Source organism: Geodermatophilus sp. CPCC 205761, assembly GCF_051383655.1.
GTDB lineage: Bacteria > Actinomycetota > Actinomycetes > Mycobacteriales > Geodermatophilaceae > Geodermatophilus.
The window spans coordinates 76,888-94,648 of record NZ_JALPKQ010000017.1; the positions used below are offsets into that span (position 1 = coordinate 76,888).

Genomic DNA, 17,761 nt, shown 5'->3' on the forward strand with positions numbered 1-17,761 from the left:
AGTGGACCGGGAGCGGAGTCGGCGCAGGTCCGCCGCCTACGGTGGACGGTGTGCGGCGGTTCTTCTACGACACCGAGTTCATCGAGGACGGCTCGACGATCGACCTGGTGAGCATCGGCGTCGTCGACGAGACCGGCCGCGAGTTCTACGCGGTCAGCACCGAGTTCGACCCGGCCCGGGCGATCCCCTGGGTGCGGCGCAACGTGCTCGACCAGCTGCCGCCGCCGGCCGACCGGGCCTGGCGCAGCCGGCAGCGGATCCGCGACGACCTGCTGGCCTTCCTCACCGGCCCGGGCGAGGAGATCGAGCTGTGGGCGTGGTTCGCCGCCTACGACCACGTCGCGCTGTGCCAGCTGTGGGGCGCGATGCCGGCGCTGCCCCGGCCGATCCCGCGCTTCACCCGCGAGCTGCGGCAGCGCTGGGACGACCTGGGGCAGCCCCCGCTCCCGGCCAAGCCCGCCGGTGTGCACGACGCGCTGGTGGACGCCCGCTACAACCTGGCCCGGTGGCAGGCGATGGACGGCGCCCGGCGCTGACCCGGGCAGGCTCCGCGACGGTCAGCCGGGGCGCACGGGGGTCGTCTCCGGCGCGGCCTCGGTCCGCGGCACCGGCACCCCGGCGCGCTGCATCTCGGTCAGCGCGGCGACCAGCTGGGTGAACTCGTCGGCGCTCGGCGGCACGAAGGGCTCGGCCGACGGCACCTGCTGCAGCACCGCCAGGAAGTCCTCGAGCGCCGTCCCCTCGGCGGCGGGGAGGTGCGAGGAGAAGATCCGGGTGGGCCGGATCCGGCGCACCCGGTCGAGGACCTGGCCGAACTCGGCCGGCTCGGTGAGGTGCACCCACGGCGAGTCCGACGTCGCCCAGCCGAGCATGCCGCCCGCGAGCGCCTCCGGCGGCACGTCGGCGGCCGACTGCGTCGGCTCCGGCAGGATCGCGCCGAACGCGTCGACGCTGAACAGCGCGCCCGTGGAGCGGTCGAGCAGCCCGGTGGACGTCGGGTTGTCGAACAGCGGCGGCGCGACGGCGGTGAGCGTGCGGTCCCCGACGTGGATCTCGTCGCCGGGCCGGATGGCGTGCACCCGGTCCATCGGCAGCGGCCACCACGTCGACATCCGCAGGGCCGAGAACCCGTGGGTGACCAGCCTGGCCTGCGGTGCCAGCTCCATGACGCGCCGGAGGCTGCCGGTGTGGTCGGCGTCGTCGTGGGTGAGCCAGATCCACCGCAGCCGCTCCGGGGCGATGAGCGAGCTCAGCGCGTCGACGAAGTCGTCCTCGTCGACGCCGAGGCCGGTGTCGACGAGCACCGGTTCCTCGGCGGTGATGAGGTAGGCGTTGACCGGCAGGACGCCCATCCCGGGGAGCTCCAGGTTGGCGGGCAGCACGTGGACGTCGGCCGAGGCCCGGTAGGGACTGTCCATGGGACACCTCCGGCTGTGGTGCGGAGCGGCGCCGGAGCTGAGCCCGCTCGCCGGCGAAGCTAGGCGCGCCGGGGGCCGCGGGCCAGGGCACTTGTGCTCCAGCCGGGCGCCGCTCCGCGGCCCGGCTCAGGGCCGCAGGTGCGCCCAGTCCCCGGGGTGGGCGCGCAGGTGCTCGGCCACCGTCCGCGCCGGGCGCCCGGTGAGCGCGGGGACGACGTCGGTGACGGCGGCCAGCTCCCCGGCGGCGATCGCGAGGTAGCTGGTCACCCAGCCCTCGATCTCCCAGTCGGGGTGACCGGAGGGCCGGCGGGTCGCCCACGCCTCCTCGACGGTCTGCCGGCGGTAGACCGCGGGCAGGCCGCAGACCTGGGTGAGGACGGCGGCGGCGTCGTCCAGCGACAGCGCCTCGGGGCCGGTCACCTCGAGCGTCTGCCCGTCGAGGGCGGCGGAGTCGTCGAGCAGTGCCGCCGCCGCGACGTCGGCGCAGTCGTCCCGGGACACGAACGCCGCCCGCCCGTCGCCGGCCGGCGCGGCGATCACCGCCCGGCCCTCCTCGAGGGTGGCGAAGAACGGCACGAAGTCGGCGTACATCGCGTGCCGCAGGAAGGTGGCCCGCACGCCGGTGGCAGAGATCGCGTCCTCGGTGACCGCGTGCTGGCGGGCCAGGGTGAAGACGGCGTCGGGTGCGGCGCCGAGGAACGAGGTGTAGACGATCCGCTGGACGCCGGCGTCCGCGGCGGCCCGGACGGCGGTGAGGTGCTGCTGCACGCGGTCCTCGGCCTCGGCCGCGGACACCAGGTACAGGGTGTGCACGCCGGCCAGCGCGGCTGCGAACCCCGGGCCGTCGGCGTACCCGTCCGGCGCGGCCGCGACCGAGACGCCCGGCAGCCGCGGTGCGCGGGCCGGGTCGCGGACGACCAGCCGGAGCGCCACGTCGTCCCGCCCGGCCAGGCGGCGGGCGACCCGGCCGCCGAGGGCGCCGGTGGCCCCGGAGACGGCGATGGTGCGGCTCACGAGTGCGACCGGGCGAGGTGCGGCATCATGGCCCGCACCAACCCCTGAGCAGCGCGAACCCTTCCCGCGGAGGACCCCCATGCGCATCGGCATCCTGACCGGCGGCGGTGACTGCCCGGGCCTCAACGCGGTCATCCGAGCCGTCGTCCGCAAGAGCATCAGCCAGCACGGCGACGAGGTCGTCGGGTTCCGCGACGGCTGGCGCGGGGTCCTCGACGCCGACACCGTGCCGATGGACCTGCGCGCCGTCCGCGGCATCCTGCCGCGCGGCGGCACCGTGCTCGGCACGTCCCGCACCAACCCGTACGCGCTGGAGGGCGGCGTGGACCGGGTGATGGCCACCCTCGAGAAGCTGAGCATCGACGCGCTCATCCCCATCGGCGGGGAGGACACCCTCGGCGTGGCCACGAAGCTGGCCGACGCCGGCGTGCGGGTGGTCGGGGTCCCGAAGACCATCGACAACGACCTGGACGCCACCGACTACACGTTCGGCTTCGACACCGCGCTGGGGGTGGCCACCGAGGCGATCGACCGGCTGCACACCACCGGCGACAGCCACCACCGCACGCTGGTCGTCGAGGTCATGGGCCGGCACGCCGGCTGGATCGCGCTGCACGCCGGGATGGCCGGGGGTGCCACCGTCGTCCTCATCCCCGAGCAGCCCTTCGACGTCGACGCCGTCGTCGGTCACTGCCAGCACCGGTTCGACTCCGGCTACTCGCCGATCGTCGTCGTCTCCGAGGGGGCGGTGGCCAAGGGCGGGGACCTCGTGCTGGCCGCGGGGGAGAAGGACGCCTTCGGGCACGTCCGGCTCGGGGGTATCGGCACCGCGCTGGCCTCGCTGATCGAGCACCGCACCGGCCGCGAGGCGCGGGCGGTCGTGCTGGGCCACATCCAGCGCGGCGGCACGCCGTCCCCCTTCGACCGGGTGCTGGCCACCCGCTTCGGGCTGGCCGCCGTGGACGCGGTCCACGACGGGCAGTCCGGGGTCATGGTCGCCCTGCGCGGCACCGACATCGTCCAGGTGCCGCTGTCGGCGGCGACCGCTCAGCTCAAGCTGGTGCCGGTGGAGCGCTACGCGGAGGTGGAGGTCTTCTTCGGCTGACCGGCGGGGCACCCGTACCCTGTGGAGGCGTGACCCTCACCGACCCCGCGGATGTGGTTCCCGGCCTGGACCGGTGGCGTGAGCTGCCCGCCGCCCAGCAGCCGGAGTGGCCCGACCGGGCCGCACTGGACTCCGTCCTGTCCACCCTCTCCTCGGTCCCGCCGATCGTCGCCCCCTCCGAGGTCGACGAGCTGCGCGGCAGGCTGGCGGAGGTGGCGCAGGGCCGGGCGTTCCTGCTGCAGGGCGGCGACTGCGCGGAGACCTTCGACCTCAACACCGACGCGCACCTGCAGAGCACCACGCGGACGCTGCTGCAGATGGCCGTCGTCCTCACCTACGGCGCCAGCGTGCCGGTGGTGAAGGTCGGGCGGGTCGCCGGTCAGTACGCCAAGCCGCGGTCGTCGAACATCGACGCGCTCGGCCTGCCCTCCTACCGGGGCGACATGGTCAACGCGCTCGAGCCGGTGCTCGAGCAGCGCATCCCGGATCCGCACCGCCTGGTGCGCGCCTACGCCAACTCCGCGGCGGCCATGAACATGATCCGCGCCTACGCGCGCGGCGGGCTGGCCGACCTGCACGCGGTCCACGACTGGAACAAGGACTTCGTCGCCAACTCCCCGGCCGGGGTGCGGTACGAGGTGATCGCGCGGGAGATCGACAGGGCGCTGGCGTTCATGAAGGCGTGCGGCGTGGACGACACCGCGCTGCGCGGCGTCGAGCTCTACAACAGCCACGAGGCGCTCATCCTCGACTACGAGCGGGCGCTGCTGCGGGTGCACGGCGGCCGGCCCTACGCCTCGTCGGCGCACTTCGTCTGGATCGGCGAGCGGACCCGCCAGCTCGACGGTGCGCACGTGGAGTTCATGTCGCGGATCGCCAACCCGATCGGCGTCAAGATCGGCCCGACGACGACGCCGGAGCAGGCCACCGAGCTGGTCGAGCGGCTGGATCCCGAGGGCATCCCCGGCCGGCTGACCATGATCAGCCGGATGGGCAACGGCAAGATCCGCGACGTCCTCCCGGCGATCGTCGAGAAGGTCACCGCCAGCGGGCACTCGGTCGTGTGGCAGTGCGACCCGATGCACGGCAACACGCACGAGTCCTCCACCGGCTACAAGACCCGGCACTTCGACCGCATCGTCGACGAGGTGCTCGGCTTCTTCGACGTCCACCGGGCGCTGGGCACCTGGCCGGGCGGCATCCATGTCGAGCTCACCGGCGAGGACGTCACCGAGTGCCTCGGCGGCGCGATGGAGATCAGCGACGAGGACCTCAACAGCCGGTACGAGACGGCCTGCGACCCGCGACTGAACACCGGCCAGTCGCTGGAGCTGGCCTTCCTCGTCGCCGAGATGCTGCGTGGCTGAAGCGCTCGTCGACCTCCGCTCCGACACCGTCACGAGGCCGTCGCCCGGCATGCGCCGGGCGATGGCCGACGCCGAGGTCGGGGACGACGTCTACGGCGAGGACCCGACGATCCGGGCGCTGGAGGAGCGGGTCGCCGGCCTGCTGGGCCACGAGGCGGCGCTGTTCGTGCCCTCGGGGACCATGGGCAACCAGATCGGCATGCGCCTGGTCTGCGAGCCGGGCCAGGAGGTGCTCTGCGACGCCGACGCGCACGTGGTCACCTACGAGATGGGTGCCGCGGCCGCGGTGTTCGGCATCTCGACGCGCACAGTGGTCTCTGGTGGTGGGGGGCAGGAGGGCGGGACAGCGGCCAGCGGCCGGCTGGACGCCGACGCGCTGATCGCCCAGGTGCGCCCGCGCGACGACTGGCACCTGACCGCCACCGCCGCGATCGCCGTGGAGAACACCCACAACCGCGGCGGCGGCCTGGTGCAGCCGCTGGCGCAGCTCGAGCGGCTGTGGGCGTGGTCGCGGGAGGCCGGCGTGGCCGTCCACCTGGACGGGGCCCGGCTGTTCAACGCCTCCGTCGCCGCCGGGATCGACCTGGCGACCTACGGACGGCTCGCCGACACCGCGTCGGTCTGCCTGTCCAAGGGACTGGGCGCGCCGGTCGGGTCGGTGCTGGTCGCCGCGGCGGAGCGGATCGCGGCCGGCCGGCTGTGGCGCAAGCGCCTCGGCGGGGGGATGCGGCAGGCCGGCGTCCTCGCCGCGGCCGGGCTGTACGCGCTGGACCACCACGTGGCCCGGCTGGCCGGGGACCACGAGCACGCGCGCCTGCTGGCCAAGCGGCTCGGGGTCGACCCGGCGACGGTCGAGACGAACATGGTCGTGCTGGACGACGTCCCGGCGCCGCTGGTCGCCGAGGCGGCGAAGGCGCAGGGCGTGCTCGTGTCCCAGGTGAGCCCGCGGCGGGTCCGGCTGGTCACGCACCTGGACGTGGACCGGGCGGCGGTCGACCGCGCCGCCGACGTGCTCGCGGGCATCCTGGACCGCTGAACCGGGGCCGGGCCGCCCCTCGTGGGACGGCCCGGCGCCTCGGTCACCAGGTGCTGTACAACAGGTCGTCGTTCGGCGTCTTCCCCGTGTCCGTGACCACCACCCCGTCAGAGGCGGCGTTCAGGACCGCCGTGGCCACAGCCGACGGGACAGCCGTCGGCGCGCCCTGCAGATACAGCGCCGCCACCCCGGCGACGTGGGGCGTGGCCATCGACGTCCCGCTGATCGTGCTGGTCGCCTTGTTGTTCGTGTGCCAGGCACTGGTGATCCCCACGCCGGGTGCGAAGAGGTCGACGCACGCGCCGTTGTTGCTGAAGGAGGCGGCGGCGTCGTTCCGGTCGGTCGCCCCGACGGTCAGGGCGGTGTCGACACGGGCCGGGGAGACGCTGCAGGCGTCCTGCGGGACGCCGGCCGCGTCGCCGTTGCCCGCGGCCACTGCGACGGTGACGCCGCTGGCGATGACCCGCGCCACCGCCTCGTCGAGTTCGGTGCTGGCCGGGCCGCTGAGGCTCATGTTCACGACGGCGGCCCCGGGGGCGGGGTGTCCGATGATCCAGTCCAGGCCGGCGATGACACCGGCGACGCTGCCGTTGCCGCGGCAGTCGAGCACTCGCACGGCGACCAGCGACACGCCCTTGGCCACGCCGTAGGTGGACCCGCCGATGGTGCCGGCGACGTGGGTCCCGTGGCCGTTGCAGTCCTGCGCGGTCCCACCCCAGGCGTCGTATCCCGCTCTCGCCCGTCCACCGAACTGCGAGTGTGCGGTGCGGATGCCCGTGTCGACGACGAACGCGGTGACCGCGGAACTGGTGGCCGAGTAGGTGTAGGAGCCGCTGAGGGGGAGTTTGCGCTGGTCGATGCGGTCGAGGCCCCAGGGTGCGCGGGCTTGGGTCGCGGTGGCCTGCACCGGCTGGTCGGCCACGACCTCGACCATGCCAGGGAGGTCGGCCAGACGGCGGGCGGCGGCGGGCGCCAGCGTGACGGCGAACCCGTGCAGCGCCTCGGTGTACACGTGGTCGATCCGCCCACCCAGTCCCCGTGCGCGCTCGGCGGCGGCCGCGGGGAGCGTCCCGGGGTCCACGGTGACGATGTAGGAGCTGAGTGGCGAGCCGGGTGTGGCGTCACCAGGGGCGGCGGACGCCGGAGCGGCCGCGGCCCCCAGACCAGCGACGGCCAGCGCCGCGAGGGCGGAGGCCAGGGTTCGGCGCGAGGGCACAGGACTCTCCTGGGTTCGGTCATCGGGGCCCCGGGGCCGGGGCTCCGACAGCGAACACGGCGGGAGAGATCACATCCAGTTACCACGCAGAGGCGTTACGTGTGTGACGCCCGGGGAGCAGCGTCGGTCCCGGACACGTCGACGGGCCCGCCCCCGGAGGGTGCGGGCCCGTTGCGCGTGCGACTACTCGGCGTGGTCGCCGGGCGTCGGGTGCTCGATCTGGCCGGCCAGATAGAGCGCCTCACCGAGGGTGTCGAGCAGGTGCAGCTGGGTCTCGAGGTAGTCGATGTGGTGCTCCTCGTCGGCGAGGATCTCCTCGAAGAGGTTCTTGCTGACGCGGTCACCCACCGACTCGCAGTAGGGGATGGCCTCGCGCAGCCGAGCCAGCACCTCGACCTCGACCGTCATGTCGGACTCGAACTGCTCGCGCACGGTCTGCCCGATCCGCAGGGGCAGCAGCTTCTGGTAGTTCGGCAGGCCCTCGAGGAAGAGGATGCGGTCGGTCAGCCGCTCCGCGTGGGTCATCTCCTCGATGGACTCGTCACGGGTGTGCTTGGCGAGCTTGTTGTAGCCCCAGTTCGCCTGCATCTTCGCGTGCAGGAAGTACTGGTTGATGGCGGTGAGCTCGCTGGTCAGCTGCTCGTTGAGGTACTCGATGACCCGTGCGTCACCCTGCATGGCGCTCCTCCTGTCTCGGCTGGGACGGAGGCTAGCGGGGATCGCCGGCAGCCGAGGAACTCAGGTCGGCCTTGCCATGCACAGCCTGTCCTCAGGCAGCGGGCTCGCGGAGCTCCAGGCCGTGCAGCGGGTCGGCGGCGCGCAGCCGGTCGCAGATGCGGTCCAGGCAGCTGCCGCAGCCGGTGCCGGCGCCGCTGACCTCACCGACCTCCTCCTCGGTGCGCGCTCCGTCGGCGATCACACCGGCCAGCTGGTTCTCGCTGACGGCGAAGCAGAGGCAGACGTACACGCGCGGCGCTCCTGAGGCCAGGGGAAGGAAAGGCACGCCTAACTTAGCTGAGCCTCAGCGGTGTGCCAAGGGTCACCGGACGGTTCTGTACCGGGACTTCTGACGTACGCCCTCGGCTTCGCCGGTGATCACCACACGTCCGCGGCGGTGTCGGCCGCGGATCCGCCGCCACCCACGGGAGGTGATCACACCGCCAGGCCGGCAGCGATCCGTGCGACCAGCCGGTGCAGATCGGCGGTCACGAACAGCACGCGCCGGCCGACCGCGGTCGGGGGTCGACCCGTCGCGCTCAGGCGGCCGCGGCCAGCCCGGCGTCGCGCAGCGACGTCAGCAGCGCGATGTCGCCCGCGTGCCCGGCCCACGCGACGCCGTCCCGCTCGCTGGGCGTCTCCACGACGAGGGGGACGCCGGCCATCGAGGGGTGGGCCAGCAGCTCGGCGAACGGGCCGGTGCCGTAGGCGCCGCCGCCGATGGTCCCGGCCCCGATGGTCGTGTGCCGGTCCCGCTTGGAGCCGCACTCGTCGAGGGAGTCGTTGGCGTGCACCAGGCCGAGCCGGCCGGGACCGACGCTCGCCTCGAGCGCGTCGAGGGTGGCCGTCATGCCGCCGGGGACGGAGAGGTCGTGGCCGGCCGCCCAGGCGTGGCAGGTGTCGAAGCAGACGCCGACCAGGGGGTGCCGGTCGAGCGCGTCGAGGTAGGGGCCGAGGTCCTCGACGGTCGCGGCCAGCGACCTGCCGCCGCCCGCCGTCGGCTCGACGAGCAGTCGCGGGCCGTCGTCGGGGGCCGCGTCGAGGACCGGCAGGAGCCGCTCGTGCAGCTGGCGCAGCGCGTCGTCGTAGCGGTCCTCGCCGACGGCGGAACCGGCGTGCACCACGACGCCCTGGCACCCGAGCTGCGCGCCGCGGGCCAGGTTGTGCGCGATGGTGGCGATCGACTGCCCGACGGTGGCCTCGGTGGGGGAGCCGACGTTGACCAGGAACGGCGTGTGGATGAACGAGGGCACGCCGCGCTCGGCGCAGCCGGCGGTGAACAGCGCGTCCTGCGTCGGGTCGCCGTCGGTGAGCCGCCAGCCGCGGGGGTTGCCGACGAAGACCTGCACGGCGCGCGCGTCGACGGCGTCGGTGTAGGCCAGCCCGCCCTTGGCCAGTCCACCCTTGATCTGGATGTGCGCGCCGATCGGCGGCACACCTGGAGCAGTACGCAGAGCTCTTCCGTCCTATCCGAAGGTCACCAGGATCGTGACCTGGGTGCCGATGTCGACGACCTCACCCGCAGCCGGGCTCTGCCGCAGCACGCGGTTGCCGAAGAACTCGTTGACCTCGACCTTCAGCCCGGCCGCCTCCAGGGCCGCCCGCGCGTCCGCCTCGCTGCTGCCGACGACGTCCGGCACCGTCACCTGCGGCACCCCGACCGACACCTGGATGGTCACCGTGCTCTCGTGCGGCGCCTGCGTGCCGGCCCCCGGGGTGACCGCCATGACCTCGCCGGCGTCGACGTCGGCGCTGCGGCCCTCGGTCCGCTCGACGGTGAAGTCGAGGTTCTCCAGGTTCGTCGTCGCCGCCTCGGGCGTCAGGCCGATGACGTCGGGGATGGTCACCGGCTCGTGCCCGCGGCTGACGAAGATGGTCAGCGGCTGGTCGCGCACCAGCTCGGTGCCGGCCTCGGGCTCGAACCCGGTGACGTGGCCGACCGGGATGTCGTTGTCGTAGTCCTGCACGACGGTGGCGACGACGGGGATGGAATCGGTGATCTCGGCCTGGACCTCGTCCAGCGGCCGGCCGACCATCGCCGGGTCGACCTCGAAGCGCTCGGGGCCCTTGGAGACGACGAGCGACACGTCGGTGCCGCGGATGGCCTCACCGCCGTCGGGGTCGGCGGAGATGACGACTCCCTCGGCGACCTCCTCGCTGAACTGCTCCTCGCAGCAGTCGGGGGTGAGCCCCGCCTCCTGCAGGAGGTCGATCGCGGCCGCCTGCTCCTTGCCGACCAGCTGCGGGACCGTCGTCCAGCGGCCGGACCCCAGCCACCAGCCGACCGCGCCGATGGTGATCGCGAGCAGCAGGACGACGGCGACGGCGAACCGGGCGCGGCGGCGGCGGATGTGCTGCGGCACGCCGGGCCGGCGCTGCTCCAGCGGCGGGCGGCGGCCGGCCACGTCGGTGGTCGGGCCGGGGCCCATGCCGGGCAGCATCGAGGTGCGCGAGCCGCGGCCCGGGCGCGTGCCGGTGCTGCCGAGCACCTCGGTGCCGTCGGCGGGCCCGGGGTCGCTGGGGTGCCGCGGGCGGCCGGGCCGGTTGGTCGGGCGCAGGGTGCCCGGGCCGGCGTTGCTCCGGCCGGTGGGCACCGGGACCCGCTCGATGCCGAGGTCGTTGCGCACGTCCTCGAGGTCGGCGAGGAAGGCGCCGGCGTCCAGCGGCCGGACGGCGGGATCGCGGCGGGTGGTGCGGGCGACCAGCTCGTCGACCTCCCAGGGGATGCCCGGCACCTCGTCCGACGGCGTGGGCATGTCGTGGTGCACGTGCTGGTAGGCCACAGCGAGCGGGGTGTCTCCCCCGTAGGGCGGGTGGCCGGTGAGCATCTCGAAGAGCACGACCCCGGCGGCGTAGACGTCGCTGCGCGCGTCGGCCTTGCCGCGCTCGAGCTGCTCGGGGGAGAGGTAGGCGACGGTGCCGATCAGCACGCCGCCGGTGTGGCTGGTCTGACCGGTGCCGGTGAGCGCGCGGGCCAGACCGAAGTCGGCGACCTTCACCACGCCGTCCTGCCCGATGAGGACGTTCTCCGGCTTGATGTCGCGGTGCACGATGCCGGCGCGGTGCGCGGCGGTCAGGCCGGACAGGACGGGCTCGAGGACGGCGAACGCCTCGCCGATGGTGAGCCGGCCGCGGGCCTGGAGGAGGTCGCGCAGCGTGCGCCCGCGGACCAGCTCCATGACGAGGAAGACCAGGCCCTGGTCGCTGCCCTGGTCGCTGACCGAGACGACGTTGGGGTGGCTGAGCATCGCCGCGGCCCGCGCCTCGCGGGTGAACCGGTCGACGAACGTGGGGTCGTGCGCCAGGTGCTCGGCCATGACCTTGACCGCGACCGTCCGGTGCAGCCGCAGGTCCTGGGCGGCGTAGACGGTCGACATGCCGCCGCGCGCCAGCCGCTCCTGGAGGTGGTAGCGCCCCTCCAGGACGAGGCCGACCACGGGGTCGGTCACGGCGGTCTCCACCTGGTCGAGTGTAGGAGTGACGGAGCTGTTCGCCGCTCCTACACGCGGGTGTGACCGGTGTGGCGGTTCACCCGTCACACCGGCCACCTCCTGCCCTTCAGGCCAGGTCGAGGCCGGGGTAGAGCGGGTGCTCCGCCAGCAGCTCCGCGGCTGCGGCACGGGTCCGGTCGGCCAGCCCGTCCGTCGTCGCGTACTTGGCCTTCGAGGGCGAGCCGTCGCGGGTGGCGGTGGGCGTGGTGCCCGAGAGGACGTCGACGATCAGCTCCGCGGTGCGGTCGAAGTCGGCCGCCCCGAAGCCGCGGGTGGTGAGCGCGGGCGTGCCCAGCCGGATGCCGGAGGTGTACCAGGCGCCGTTCGGGTCGGCCGGGACGGCGTTGCGGTTGGTGACGATGCCGGCGTCGAGCAGCGCGGACTCCGCCTGCCGCCCGGTGAGCCCGAAGTTCGAGACGTCGATGAGCACCAGGTGGTTGTCGGTGCCGCCGGTCACCAGGGTGGCGCCGCGCCGGGTCAGGCCCTCCGCGAGGCTCTGCGCGTTGTCGGCCACCGCCTGGGCGTAGCCGGCGAACTCCGGACGGCGCGCCTCGGCCAGCGCGACGGCCTTCGCGGCCATGACGTGCGGCAGCGGGCCGCCGAGCACCATCGGGCAGCCGCGGTCGACCGCGTCGGCGAACTCGGGCTGGGCGAGCACCATGCCGCCGCGCGGCCCGCGCAGCGACTTGTGCGTGGTGGTGGTGACGACGTGCGCGTGCGGCACCGGGTCGAAGTCGCCGGTGAACACCTTGCCGGCGACCAGCCCGGCGAAGTGCGCCATGTCGACGACCAGCGTGGCACCCACCTCGTCGGCGATCTCCCGCATGGCCGCGAAGTCCACCCGGCGCGGATAGGCGGAGTAGCCGGCGATGAGGATCAGTGGCCGGAACTCGCGGGCCCGCGCGCGCACGGCGGCGTAGTCGAGCAGCCCGGTGGCGGGGTCGGTGCCGTAGGAGGACTGCTCGAACATCTTGCCGCTGATGTTGGGTCGGAAGCCGTGGGTGAGGTGGCCGCCGGCGTCCAGCGACATGCCGAGCATCCGCTGGTCGCCGAGGGCCCGGCGCAGCGTCGCCCAGTCCGCGTCGGTGAGCTCGTTGACGTGCCGGACGCCGGCCTTCTCCAGTGCCGGCGCCTCGACGCGGGAGGCCAGCACCGCCCAGAAGGCGACCAGGTTGGCGTCGATGCCCGAGTGCGGCTGCACGTAGGCGTAGGGGGCGCCGAACAGCTCGCGGGCGTGCTCGGCGGCCAGCGCCTCGACGGTGTCGACGTTCTGGCAGCCGGCGTAGAAGCGGTGCCCGACGGTGCCCTCGGCGTACTTGTCGCTGAACCAGTTGCCCATGGTCAGCAGCACGGCCGGGCTGGCGTAGTTCTCGCTGGCGATGAGCTTGAGCGAGGACCGCTGGTCGGCGAGCTCGGCGCCGATGGCCTCGGCCACGCGGGGCTCCACGGCCCCGATGACCTCCAGGGCACTGCGGTAGGCCGCGGATGCGGTGGCGGCGTCGGTGGGGGCGGTGACGTCGGTCATGGGGGGCTCCAGCGCGGGTGTCGACTCAGGAGGTGCCCAGGCGCCCGGCGGGGTTGGTGCGGGCCGCTCCCCGGTGGTCGGTCCCACCTCGATGCGCCAGTCACGGCCCCGGAGCGATCCTAGCCGCGCGGCCGGGAGCGGCCGGAACGGTGTCCCGGGGGGACGTCGGCGGCGCCCGCCGGAGCGGGCCATAGGCTCGGACCCCATGGAGACGCTCACCCCCGCGGAGGTCGCCGCAGTCCTGGGGGTCTCGCCCAACCGGGTCCGCCAGTTGCTGCGCGAGCGCAAGCTCATGGCGGTGCCCGGCAGCGGCAACGGCCGGATACCGGCCGACTTCCTGCAGGACGGCGCCGTCCTCAAGCACCTGCCCGGCCTGATCACCGTGCTCCGGGACGGCGGGTTCAGCGACGAGGAGGTCTTCGAGTGGCTGTTCCGCGCCGACGAGTCGCTGCCCGGCACGCCCGTGGCGGCGCTGCGCAACGACCGGCACACCGAGGTCACCCGGCGCGCCCAGGCTCTGGCGTTCTGACGGGGTGCGCGTGGGGCACCTGACGTACCTGGCGCTGCTGGCCGGCTGCCTGGTCGTCACCGCCCCCCTCGAGCTGCTGCTGCGGGTGCGGGTCTACGCCCGGTGGCGGCGGCTGCTGCTGGCCGTCGTCCCGGAGTTCGTCGTCTTCGTCGTCTGGGTCCTGTACGCGATCGCGCAGGGTCACTGGGACTACTCGGGCGCCCTGACCCTCGGCGTCCGGCTGCCCGGCGGCATCCCGGTCGAGGAGGTGCTGTTCTTCCTCGTCGTCCCGCTGTGCTCGGTGCTGGCGCTGGAGGCGGTGCGGAAGGTGACCGGCTGGGACGCCGGCTACCCCGCGGAGGAGGCGGACGCGCCGTGAGCTACTCGACGCTGGCGGTGCTCGCGGTCGTCGCCGTCCTGGTCGTGGACCTGGCCGTGTACCGCACCCGCATGGTGACCCGACCGGTGTTCTGGGTGGCCTACGCGATCGTGGTGACCTTCCAGCTGCTGGTGAACGGCGTGCTCACCGGGCTGGAGGTGGTCGTCTACGACCGCGACGCCGTCTGGGGCCCGCGGATCGCCTACGCCCCGGTGGAGGACCTGCTGTTCGGCTTCGCCATGGTCACCCTCACCCTCGCCAGCTGGGCGGCGGTCAACCGGCGGGCGAACACCGCCAGGCGGCGCGGCTTGGACACCGACACCCGGCGGTCGAGCACCCGGTAGTCGGCCCGCTCGATCTCGGTGAGGATGCCGCCGTAGAGGGCGGTCGCCGCCCGCACGCAGTCGCGGGACTCCGGGGCCAGCATCGGCGTCCCGGGGGCGGCGTCGTCGTAGCGGCGGCGCACGATCGCGACCATCTCCCGCATCAGCTCGCGGAACCGGTCGTCGAACCGCTTCTCCTCGAGCTGCCCGCGGGTCACCCCGTGCGCGGCCATGAGGTCGGCCGGCAGGTAGACCCGGCCGCGGTCGACGTCCTCGGCGACGTCGCGCAGGAAGTTGGTCAGCTGGAACGCCTCGCCCAGCGCGATCGCGTGCGGCGCGGCCTCCTCGCGGAGGACCCCCGGCGCCGTGCCCAGCACCGGCAGGACCTGCAGCCCGATCACCGACGCCGAGCCCCACATGTACCGGTCGAGGGCGTCCAGGTCGGCGTAGCCGGTGACCTCGAGGTCACTGGTCATCGCGGCCAGGAAGTCGACCAGGTGCTCGACGGGGATGGCGTACCGGCGGTAGGTGTGCACCAGCGCGAGGCGGACCGGGTCGTCGGACCAGCCGGCCTCCAGCTCGGCGAGCACCGCGCGGGACCAGTCGGCGAGGTCGCCGGCGGGGTCGGCGCCGGGGTGGTCGACCAGGTCGTCGGCGGTGCGGGCGGCCGCGTAGAGGGCGTGCACGGCCGGACGGCGGCCGGCGGTGAGCAGCCGGGTGGCCAGGTGGTAGCTCTTGCCGTGCCGGGCGGCGATCGCGGCGCAGTGCCGGTAGGCGGCGTCCAGCCGCTCCTGCCGCTGCGCCATGGTGAGCGGGCGGTCCAGGCCGGTCATCGCCGCCCCTCCGAGGGGGCCATTGTGGCCACTCTGGCCCTCGAGGCCGGCCCGGTGATCCGCTCGGCGGCCAGCCGGCCGCTGATGACCACCATCGGCACGCCCACGCCCGGCTGCACCGAGGAGCCGGCGAGGACGACGTTCTCCGGCCCGCGGCGCGGCAACGTCGGCGTCCGGAACGGCCCCGTCTGGCCGAAGGTGTGGGCCAGGGCGAACGGGGTGCCGGCGGCCATGCCCTGTGCCGCCCACGTCAGCGGGGTGTCCAGGTGCTCGACCTCGATGGCGCCAGTCAGGCCGGTCCAGCCGCGGGCCTCGAGGGTGGCCAGCACCTCGTCGCGGTAGCGCGGGCCCAGCGTCGTCCAGTCCAGGCCGGGGTTGCCGCCGCTGTGCGGGTCCAGGTTCGGGGTGGGGGCCACGATGCTCAGCACCTGGCCGCCGTCGGGGGCCAGGCCGCGGTCGGTGACCGACGGCATGCTGACCAGCAGGCTCGGGTCGGTCATCGGCCGGCCGTCCCGGGTGAGCTCACGGAAGACCTCGTCCCACGCCGCGCCGAAGCTGATCGTGTGGTGCGCCTGACCGGGCAGCTCGGCGCGCACCCCGACGTGCAGGGCCACGCAGGACGGCGAGTACACCGGCCTGCGGCGCCGGGAGAACCCGGGGACCAGGCGCTCGGGGGCGTCCACGGTCACCACGACGGCGTCGGCCGGCAGCCGCTCGCCGTCGTCGAGGAGGACGCCGGTGACCCGCCGCCCGGAGGCCTCCAGCCCTCGCACCGCCGTGCCGTACCGGAAGGCCACCCCGGCGTCGGCGGCCGCGGCCGCCAGCGCCCGGGGGACGGCGGCGATCCCGCCGACCGGGTGCCAGACCCCGGCACCGATGTCGAGCTGGGCGATCACCGCGTAGGCGGCGATCGCCCGCTGCGGGCTCACCCCGGCGTACAGCGCCTGGAAGCTGAACAGCCGGCGCAGCCGGTCGTCGGTGAAGGCGCGGGCCACGTGGCTCGACAGCCGGCGGAACCCGCCGCGGCGGGCGAGCGCGAGGAGCTCGGGGCCGAGCAGGTCCAGCGGGGTGTCGAGGTTGCGGTCGATGAAGGTGTCCACCTGCAGCCGGTACAGCTCGGCCAGGTCGGCGAGGTAGCGGCGCAGCGCGGCGGCCTCGGCCGGACCGCACAGCGCCTCGACCTCGGCGGCGAAGGCGTCGGGGTCGGCGTGCACGTCGAGACGCGACCCGTCGGCGAACTGCGCGCGGTAGGTGGTCTCCAGCGGCACCAGCGGCAGCCGGTCCTCGAGCTTCTCGCCGACCGCGGCGAGGGTGTCGGCGACCAGCTCGGGCGCGGTGAACACCGACGGCCCGGTGTCGAGGGCGTAACCGCCCGCCTCGATCCGGCCGGCACGCCCGCCGGGGCCGGGGCCGCGGTCGACGACGGTGACCTCGCGGCCGGCACCGCGCAGCCGCAGCGCGGCCGAGAGCCCGGCCAGGCCGGCGCCGACCACGACCACGCGGTCGGTGCGGCCGGGGACGGTCCGGATCATCAGGCGGTGCGGCTGGTCGCGGCGACGGCGAGCGCGTCCAGCGCGTGGCGGGCGTCGTCGGCGATCGGGGCCTGCGCGATCGCGGTGCGCGCCAGTGCGGTGCGCTCGGCGATCCGCTCCTCGACGCGGGTCCGGGCACCGGTGTCCTCGATGAGCGCGCGCAGGGCGTCGAGGTCCTCGGTGCCGGCGTCGGGGTTGCCCAGCAGCTCGGCGAGCAGCCGGCGCCCGGCGTCGTCGGTGGCCTCCTCGGTGAGGGCGATGAGCAGCGTCTGCTTGCCCTCGCGCAGGTCGTCGTCGGCCGACTTGCCGGTCACCGCCGGGTCGCCGAACACCCCGAGGACGTCGTCGCGGAGCTGGAAAGCCTCGCCCAGCGGGAGGCCGACGGCGGTGTACGCGTCGGTGGCCCACGGGCCGGCGCCGGCGATCGCCGCCCCCAGCTGCAGCGGCCGCTGCACCGTGTAGCCGGCGCTCTTGTAGCGGGCCACGGTCAGCGCGCCCTGGGGGCCGGGCAGGCCGCCGGCGGCCCGCAACAGGTCGAGGTACTGGCCGGCGGTGACCTCGGTGCGCATGGTGTCCCACACCGCGCGGGCGCGGGTCAGCGCCGCGGGGGACAGCCCTGAGCGGCGCAGCAGCTCGTCGGACCAGACCAGCGCGAGGTCGCCGACGAGGATCGCGGCGCCCACCCCGAACGCCTCGCCGTCGCCGGCGAGCCGCCCGTCGCCGTGCCGGCCGGCGAAGCCGACGTGGGTCGCGGGGCGCCCGCGGCGGGTGAGGGCGCCGTCCATGACGTCGTCGTGGACCAGCGCGCTGGCGTGCACGAACTCCAGGGCCGCGACCGCCCGCAGCACCGCGGCGTCGTCCTCGGTCGGGCCCTCCGGGCGCACTCCGCGCCAGCCCCAGTAGGCGAACAGCGGGCGCAGCCGCTTGCCGCCGTCGGCCAGCGCGCGCACCTCGTCGACGACGGGCAGCAGGGCGTCGTCCATGGCCGCGAGGGTCTCCCGCTGGACGTCGAGGAACCCGCTCAGCGCGGCGGAGACGGCCGCGCGGACGCGGTCGAGCTCGGCGACGGCGATCGGCGGTGCCGGGGGGAGGGCCGTCGACGCGCGCTGCTGGGCCCCGGCGGTCATCGACCAAGTATCTCCCGCGTGCGCGGGGGGTGCCGCCGCAGGCCGTGGTTCCGCGGTCAGGGTCATCGCCACCAGCCTCCTGGGTCCGGACGTGGGCACTCGCCACGACCTCTTCGCCCGGACAGCGCCCGGTGGATGCAGGATCGGGAACCCGGTGCTCCGTATCCTCT

At 74.5% G+C, this 17,761-nt stretch carries 17 protein-coding genes, 1 pseudogene and 1 riboswitch; of the genes and pseudogenes, 7 read left to right on the forward strand and 11 right to left on the reverse strand.

From position 1 onward, the window contains the following. Window positions 1-50 precede the first annotated feature (50 nt). Window positions 51-536 (forward strand): polyadenylate-specific 3'-exoribonuclease AS, encoded by a 486-nt coding sequence (locus MY526_RS12720; protein ID WP_436693367.1) that lies wholly within the window; start codon window positions 51-53, stop codon window positions 534-536. 21 nt (window positions 537-557) lie between these two features. Here MY526_RS12720 and MY526_RS12725 read toward each other — a convergent pair whose 3' ends face one another. Continuing rightward, entirely contained in the window at window positions 558-1,418 is an 861-nt protein-coding gene (locus MY526_RS12725; protein ID WP_436693369.1) for an MBL fold metallo-hydrolase, read from the reverse strand. A gap of 126 nt (window positions 1,419-1,544) precedes the next feature. Beyond that, a complete protein-coding gene (locus tag MY526_RS12730; protein ID WP_436693371.1) occupies window positions 1,545-2,432 on the reverse strand; it encodes an NmrA family NAD(P)-binding protein in 888 nt (295 codons plus the stop codon). Window positions 2,433-2,511: 79 nt separating this feature from the next. On the opposite strand from MY526_RS12730, the gene MY526_RS12735 reads away from it, so the two are divergent. The 3 genes from MY526_RS12735 to MY526_RS12745 are packed head-to-tail and all read left to right on the forward strand — an operon-like array spanning window position 2,512 to window position 5,940. Continuing rightward, entirely contained in the window at window positions 2,512-3,537 is a 1,026-nt protein-coding gene (locus MY526_RS12735) for a 6-phosphofructokinase (protein WP_436693373.1), read from the forward strand. Window positions 3,538-3,566: 29 nt separating this feature from the next. Next, the gene (locus MY526_RS12740; RefSeq protein ID WP_436693375.1) at window positions 3,567-4,904 is read left to right on the forward strand and encodes a class II 3-deoxy-7-phosphoheptulonate synthase; all 1,338 of its coding nucleotides are present in this window, start codon (window positions 3,567-3,569) and stop codon (window positions 4,902-4,904) included. Beyond that, window positions 4,897-5,940 (forward strand): threonine aldolase family protein, encoded by a 1,044-nt coding sequence (locus MY526_RS12745; RefSeq protein WP_436704016.1) that lies wholly within the window; start codon window positions 4,897-4,899, stop codon window positions 5,938-5,940. The genes MY526_RS12740 and MY526_RS12745 overlap by 8 nt, the downstream gene beginning before the upstream one ends. A 43-nt stretch (window positions 5,941-5,983) precedes the next feature. Here MY526_RS12745 and MY526_RS12750 read toward each other — a convergent pair whose 3' ends face one another. The 6 genes from MY526_RS12750 to MY526_RS12775 all read right to left on the reverse strand — a co-directional run bounded on the left by MY526_RS12750 (window position 5,984) and on the right by MY526_RS12775 (window position 12,889). Beyond that, on the reverse strand, window positions 5,984-7,156 hold the full coding sequence (locus MY526_RS12750) for a S8 family peptidase (protein WP_436693379.1): 1,173 nt from the start codon (window positions 7,154-7,156) through the stop codon (window positions 5,984-5,986). A 183-nt stretch (window positions 7,157-7,339) separates the two neighbouring features. Further along, window positions 7,340-7,834, reverse strand: a complete 495-nt coding sequence (gene bfr, locus MY526_RS12755) for a bacterioferritin (RefSeq protein ID WP_436704017.1) — start codon at window positions 7,832-7,834, stop codon at window positions 7,340-7,342. A gap of 91 nt (window positions 7,835-7,925) precedes the next feature. Then, a complete protein-coding gene (locus MY526_RS12760) occupies window positions 7,926-8,123 on the reverse strand; it encodes a (2Fe-2S)-binding protein (RefSeq protein ID WP_436693383.1) in 198 nt (65 codons plus the stop codon). Window positions 8,124-8,412: 289 nt separating this feature from the next. Beyond that, complete coding sequence (locus tag MY526_RS12765; RefSeq protein WP_436704018.1) at window positions 8,413-9,309, reverse strand: deoxyribonuclease IV; 897 nt, start codon at window positions 9,307-9,309, stop codon at window positions 8,413-8,415. 30 nt (window positions 9,310-9,339) lie between these two features. Next, window positions 9,340-11,334, reverse strand: coding sequence for a Stk1 family PASTA domain-containing Ser/Thr kinase (pknB, locus tag MY526_RS12770; RefSeq protein ID WP_436704019.1), 1,995 nt, complete (start codon window positions 11,332-11,334; stop codon window positions 9,340-9,342). A 97-nt stretch (window positions 11,335-11,431) separates the two neighbouring features. Further along, window positions 11,432-12,889, reverse strand: coding sequence for a glycine hydroxymethyltransferase (locus MY526_RS12775; protein ID WP_436693389.1), 1,458 nt, complete (start codon window positions 12,887-12,889; stop codon window positions 11,432-11,434). A 27-nt stretch (window positions 12,890-12,916) separates the two neighbouring features. Then, a riboswitch (ZMP/ZTP riboswitch) is annotated at window positions 12,917-13,003 on the reverse strand. A gap of 91 nt (window positions 13,004-13,094) precedes the next feature. Between MY526_RS12775 and MY526_RS12780 the strand changes: the two genes are divergently transcribed. The 3 genes and pseudogenes from MY526_RS12780 to MY526_RS12790 form a co-directional block, all read left to right on the forward strand. Beyond that, a complete protein-coding gene (locus MY526_RS12780) occupies window positions 13,095-13,418 on the forward strand; it encodes an Rv2175c family DNA-binding protein (protein ID WP_436693391.1) in 324 nt (107 codons plus the stop codon). A gap of 10 nt (window positions 13,419-13,428) precedes the next feature. Next, window positions 13,429-13,776, forward strand: coding sequence for a lycopene cyclase domain-containing protein (locus tag MY526_RS12785; RefSeq protein ID WP_436693393.1), 348 nt, complete (start codon window positions 13,429-13,431; stop codon window positions 13,774-13,776). Between the two features lie 56 nt (window positions 13,777-13,832). Next, window positions 13,833-13,982 (forward strand): annotated as a pseudogene (locus MY526_RS12790) (lycopene cyclase domain-containing protein); the annotation flags it as partial. On the opposite strand, the gene MY526_RS12795 reads toward MY526_RS12790, so the two are convergent. From MY526_RS12795 to MY526_RS12805, 3 genes are read right to left on the reverse strand one after another with little or no spacing between them, the layout of a single operon-like run. Then, a complete protein-coding gene (locus MY526_RS12795) occupies window positions 13,979-14,932 on the reverse strand; it encodes a phytoene/squalene synthase family protein (RefSeq protein ID WP_436693395.1) in 954 nt (317 codons plus the stop codon). The pseudogene MY526_RS12790 and the gene MY526_RS12795 overlap by 4 nt on opposite strands. Continuing rightward, window positions 14,929-16,464 (reverse strand): phytoene desaturase family protein, encoded by a 1,536-nt coding sequence (gene crtI / locus MY526_RS12800; protein ID WP_436704020.1) that lies wholly within the window; start codon window positions 16,462-16,464, stop codon window positions 14,929-14,931. The genes MY526_RS12795 and crtI overlap by 4 nt, the downstream gene beginning before the upstream one ends. Then, the gene (locus MY526_RS12805; RefSeq protein ID WP_436693399.1) at window positions 16,464-17,591 is read right to left on the reverse strand and encodes a polyprenyl synthetase family protein; all 1,128 of its coding nucleotides are present in this window, start codon (window positions 17,589-17,591) and stop codon (window positions 16,464-16,466) included. Before MY526_RS12805 ends, crtI begins: the two co-directional genes overlap by 1 nt. Window positions 17,592-17,761: the final 170 nt, after the last annotated feature.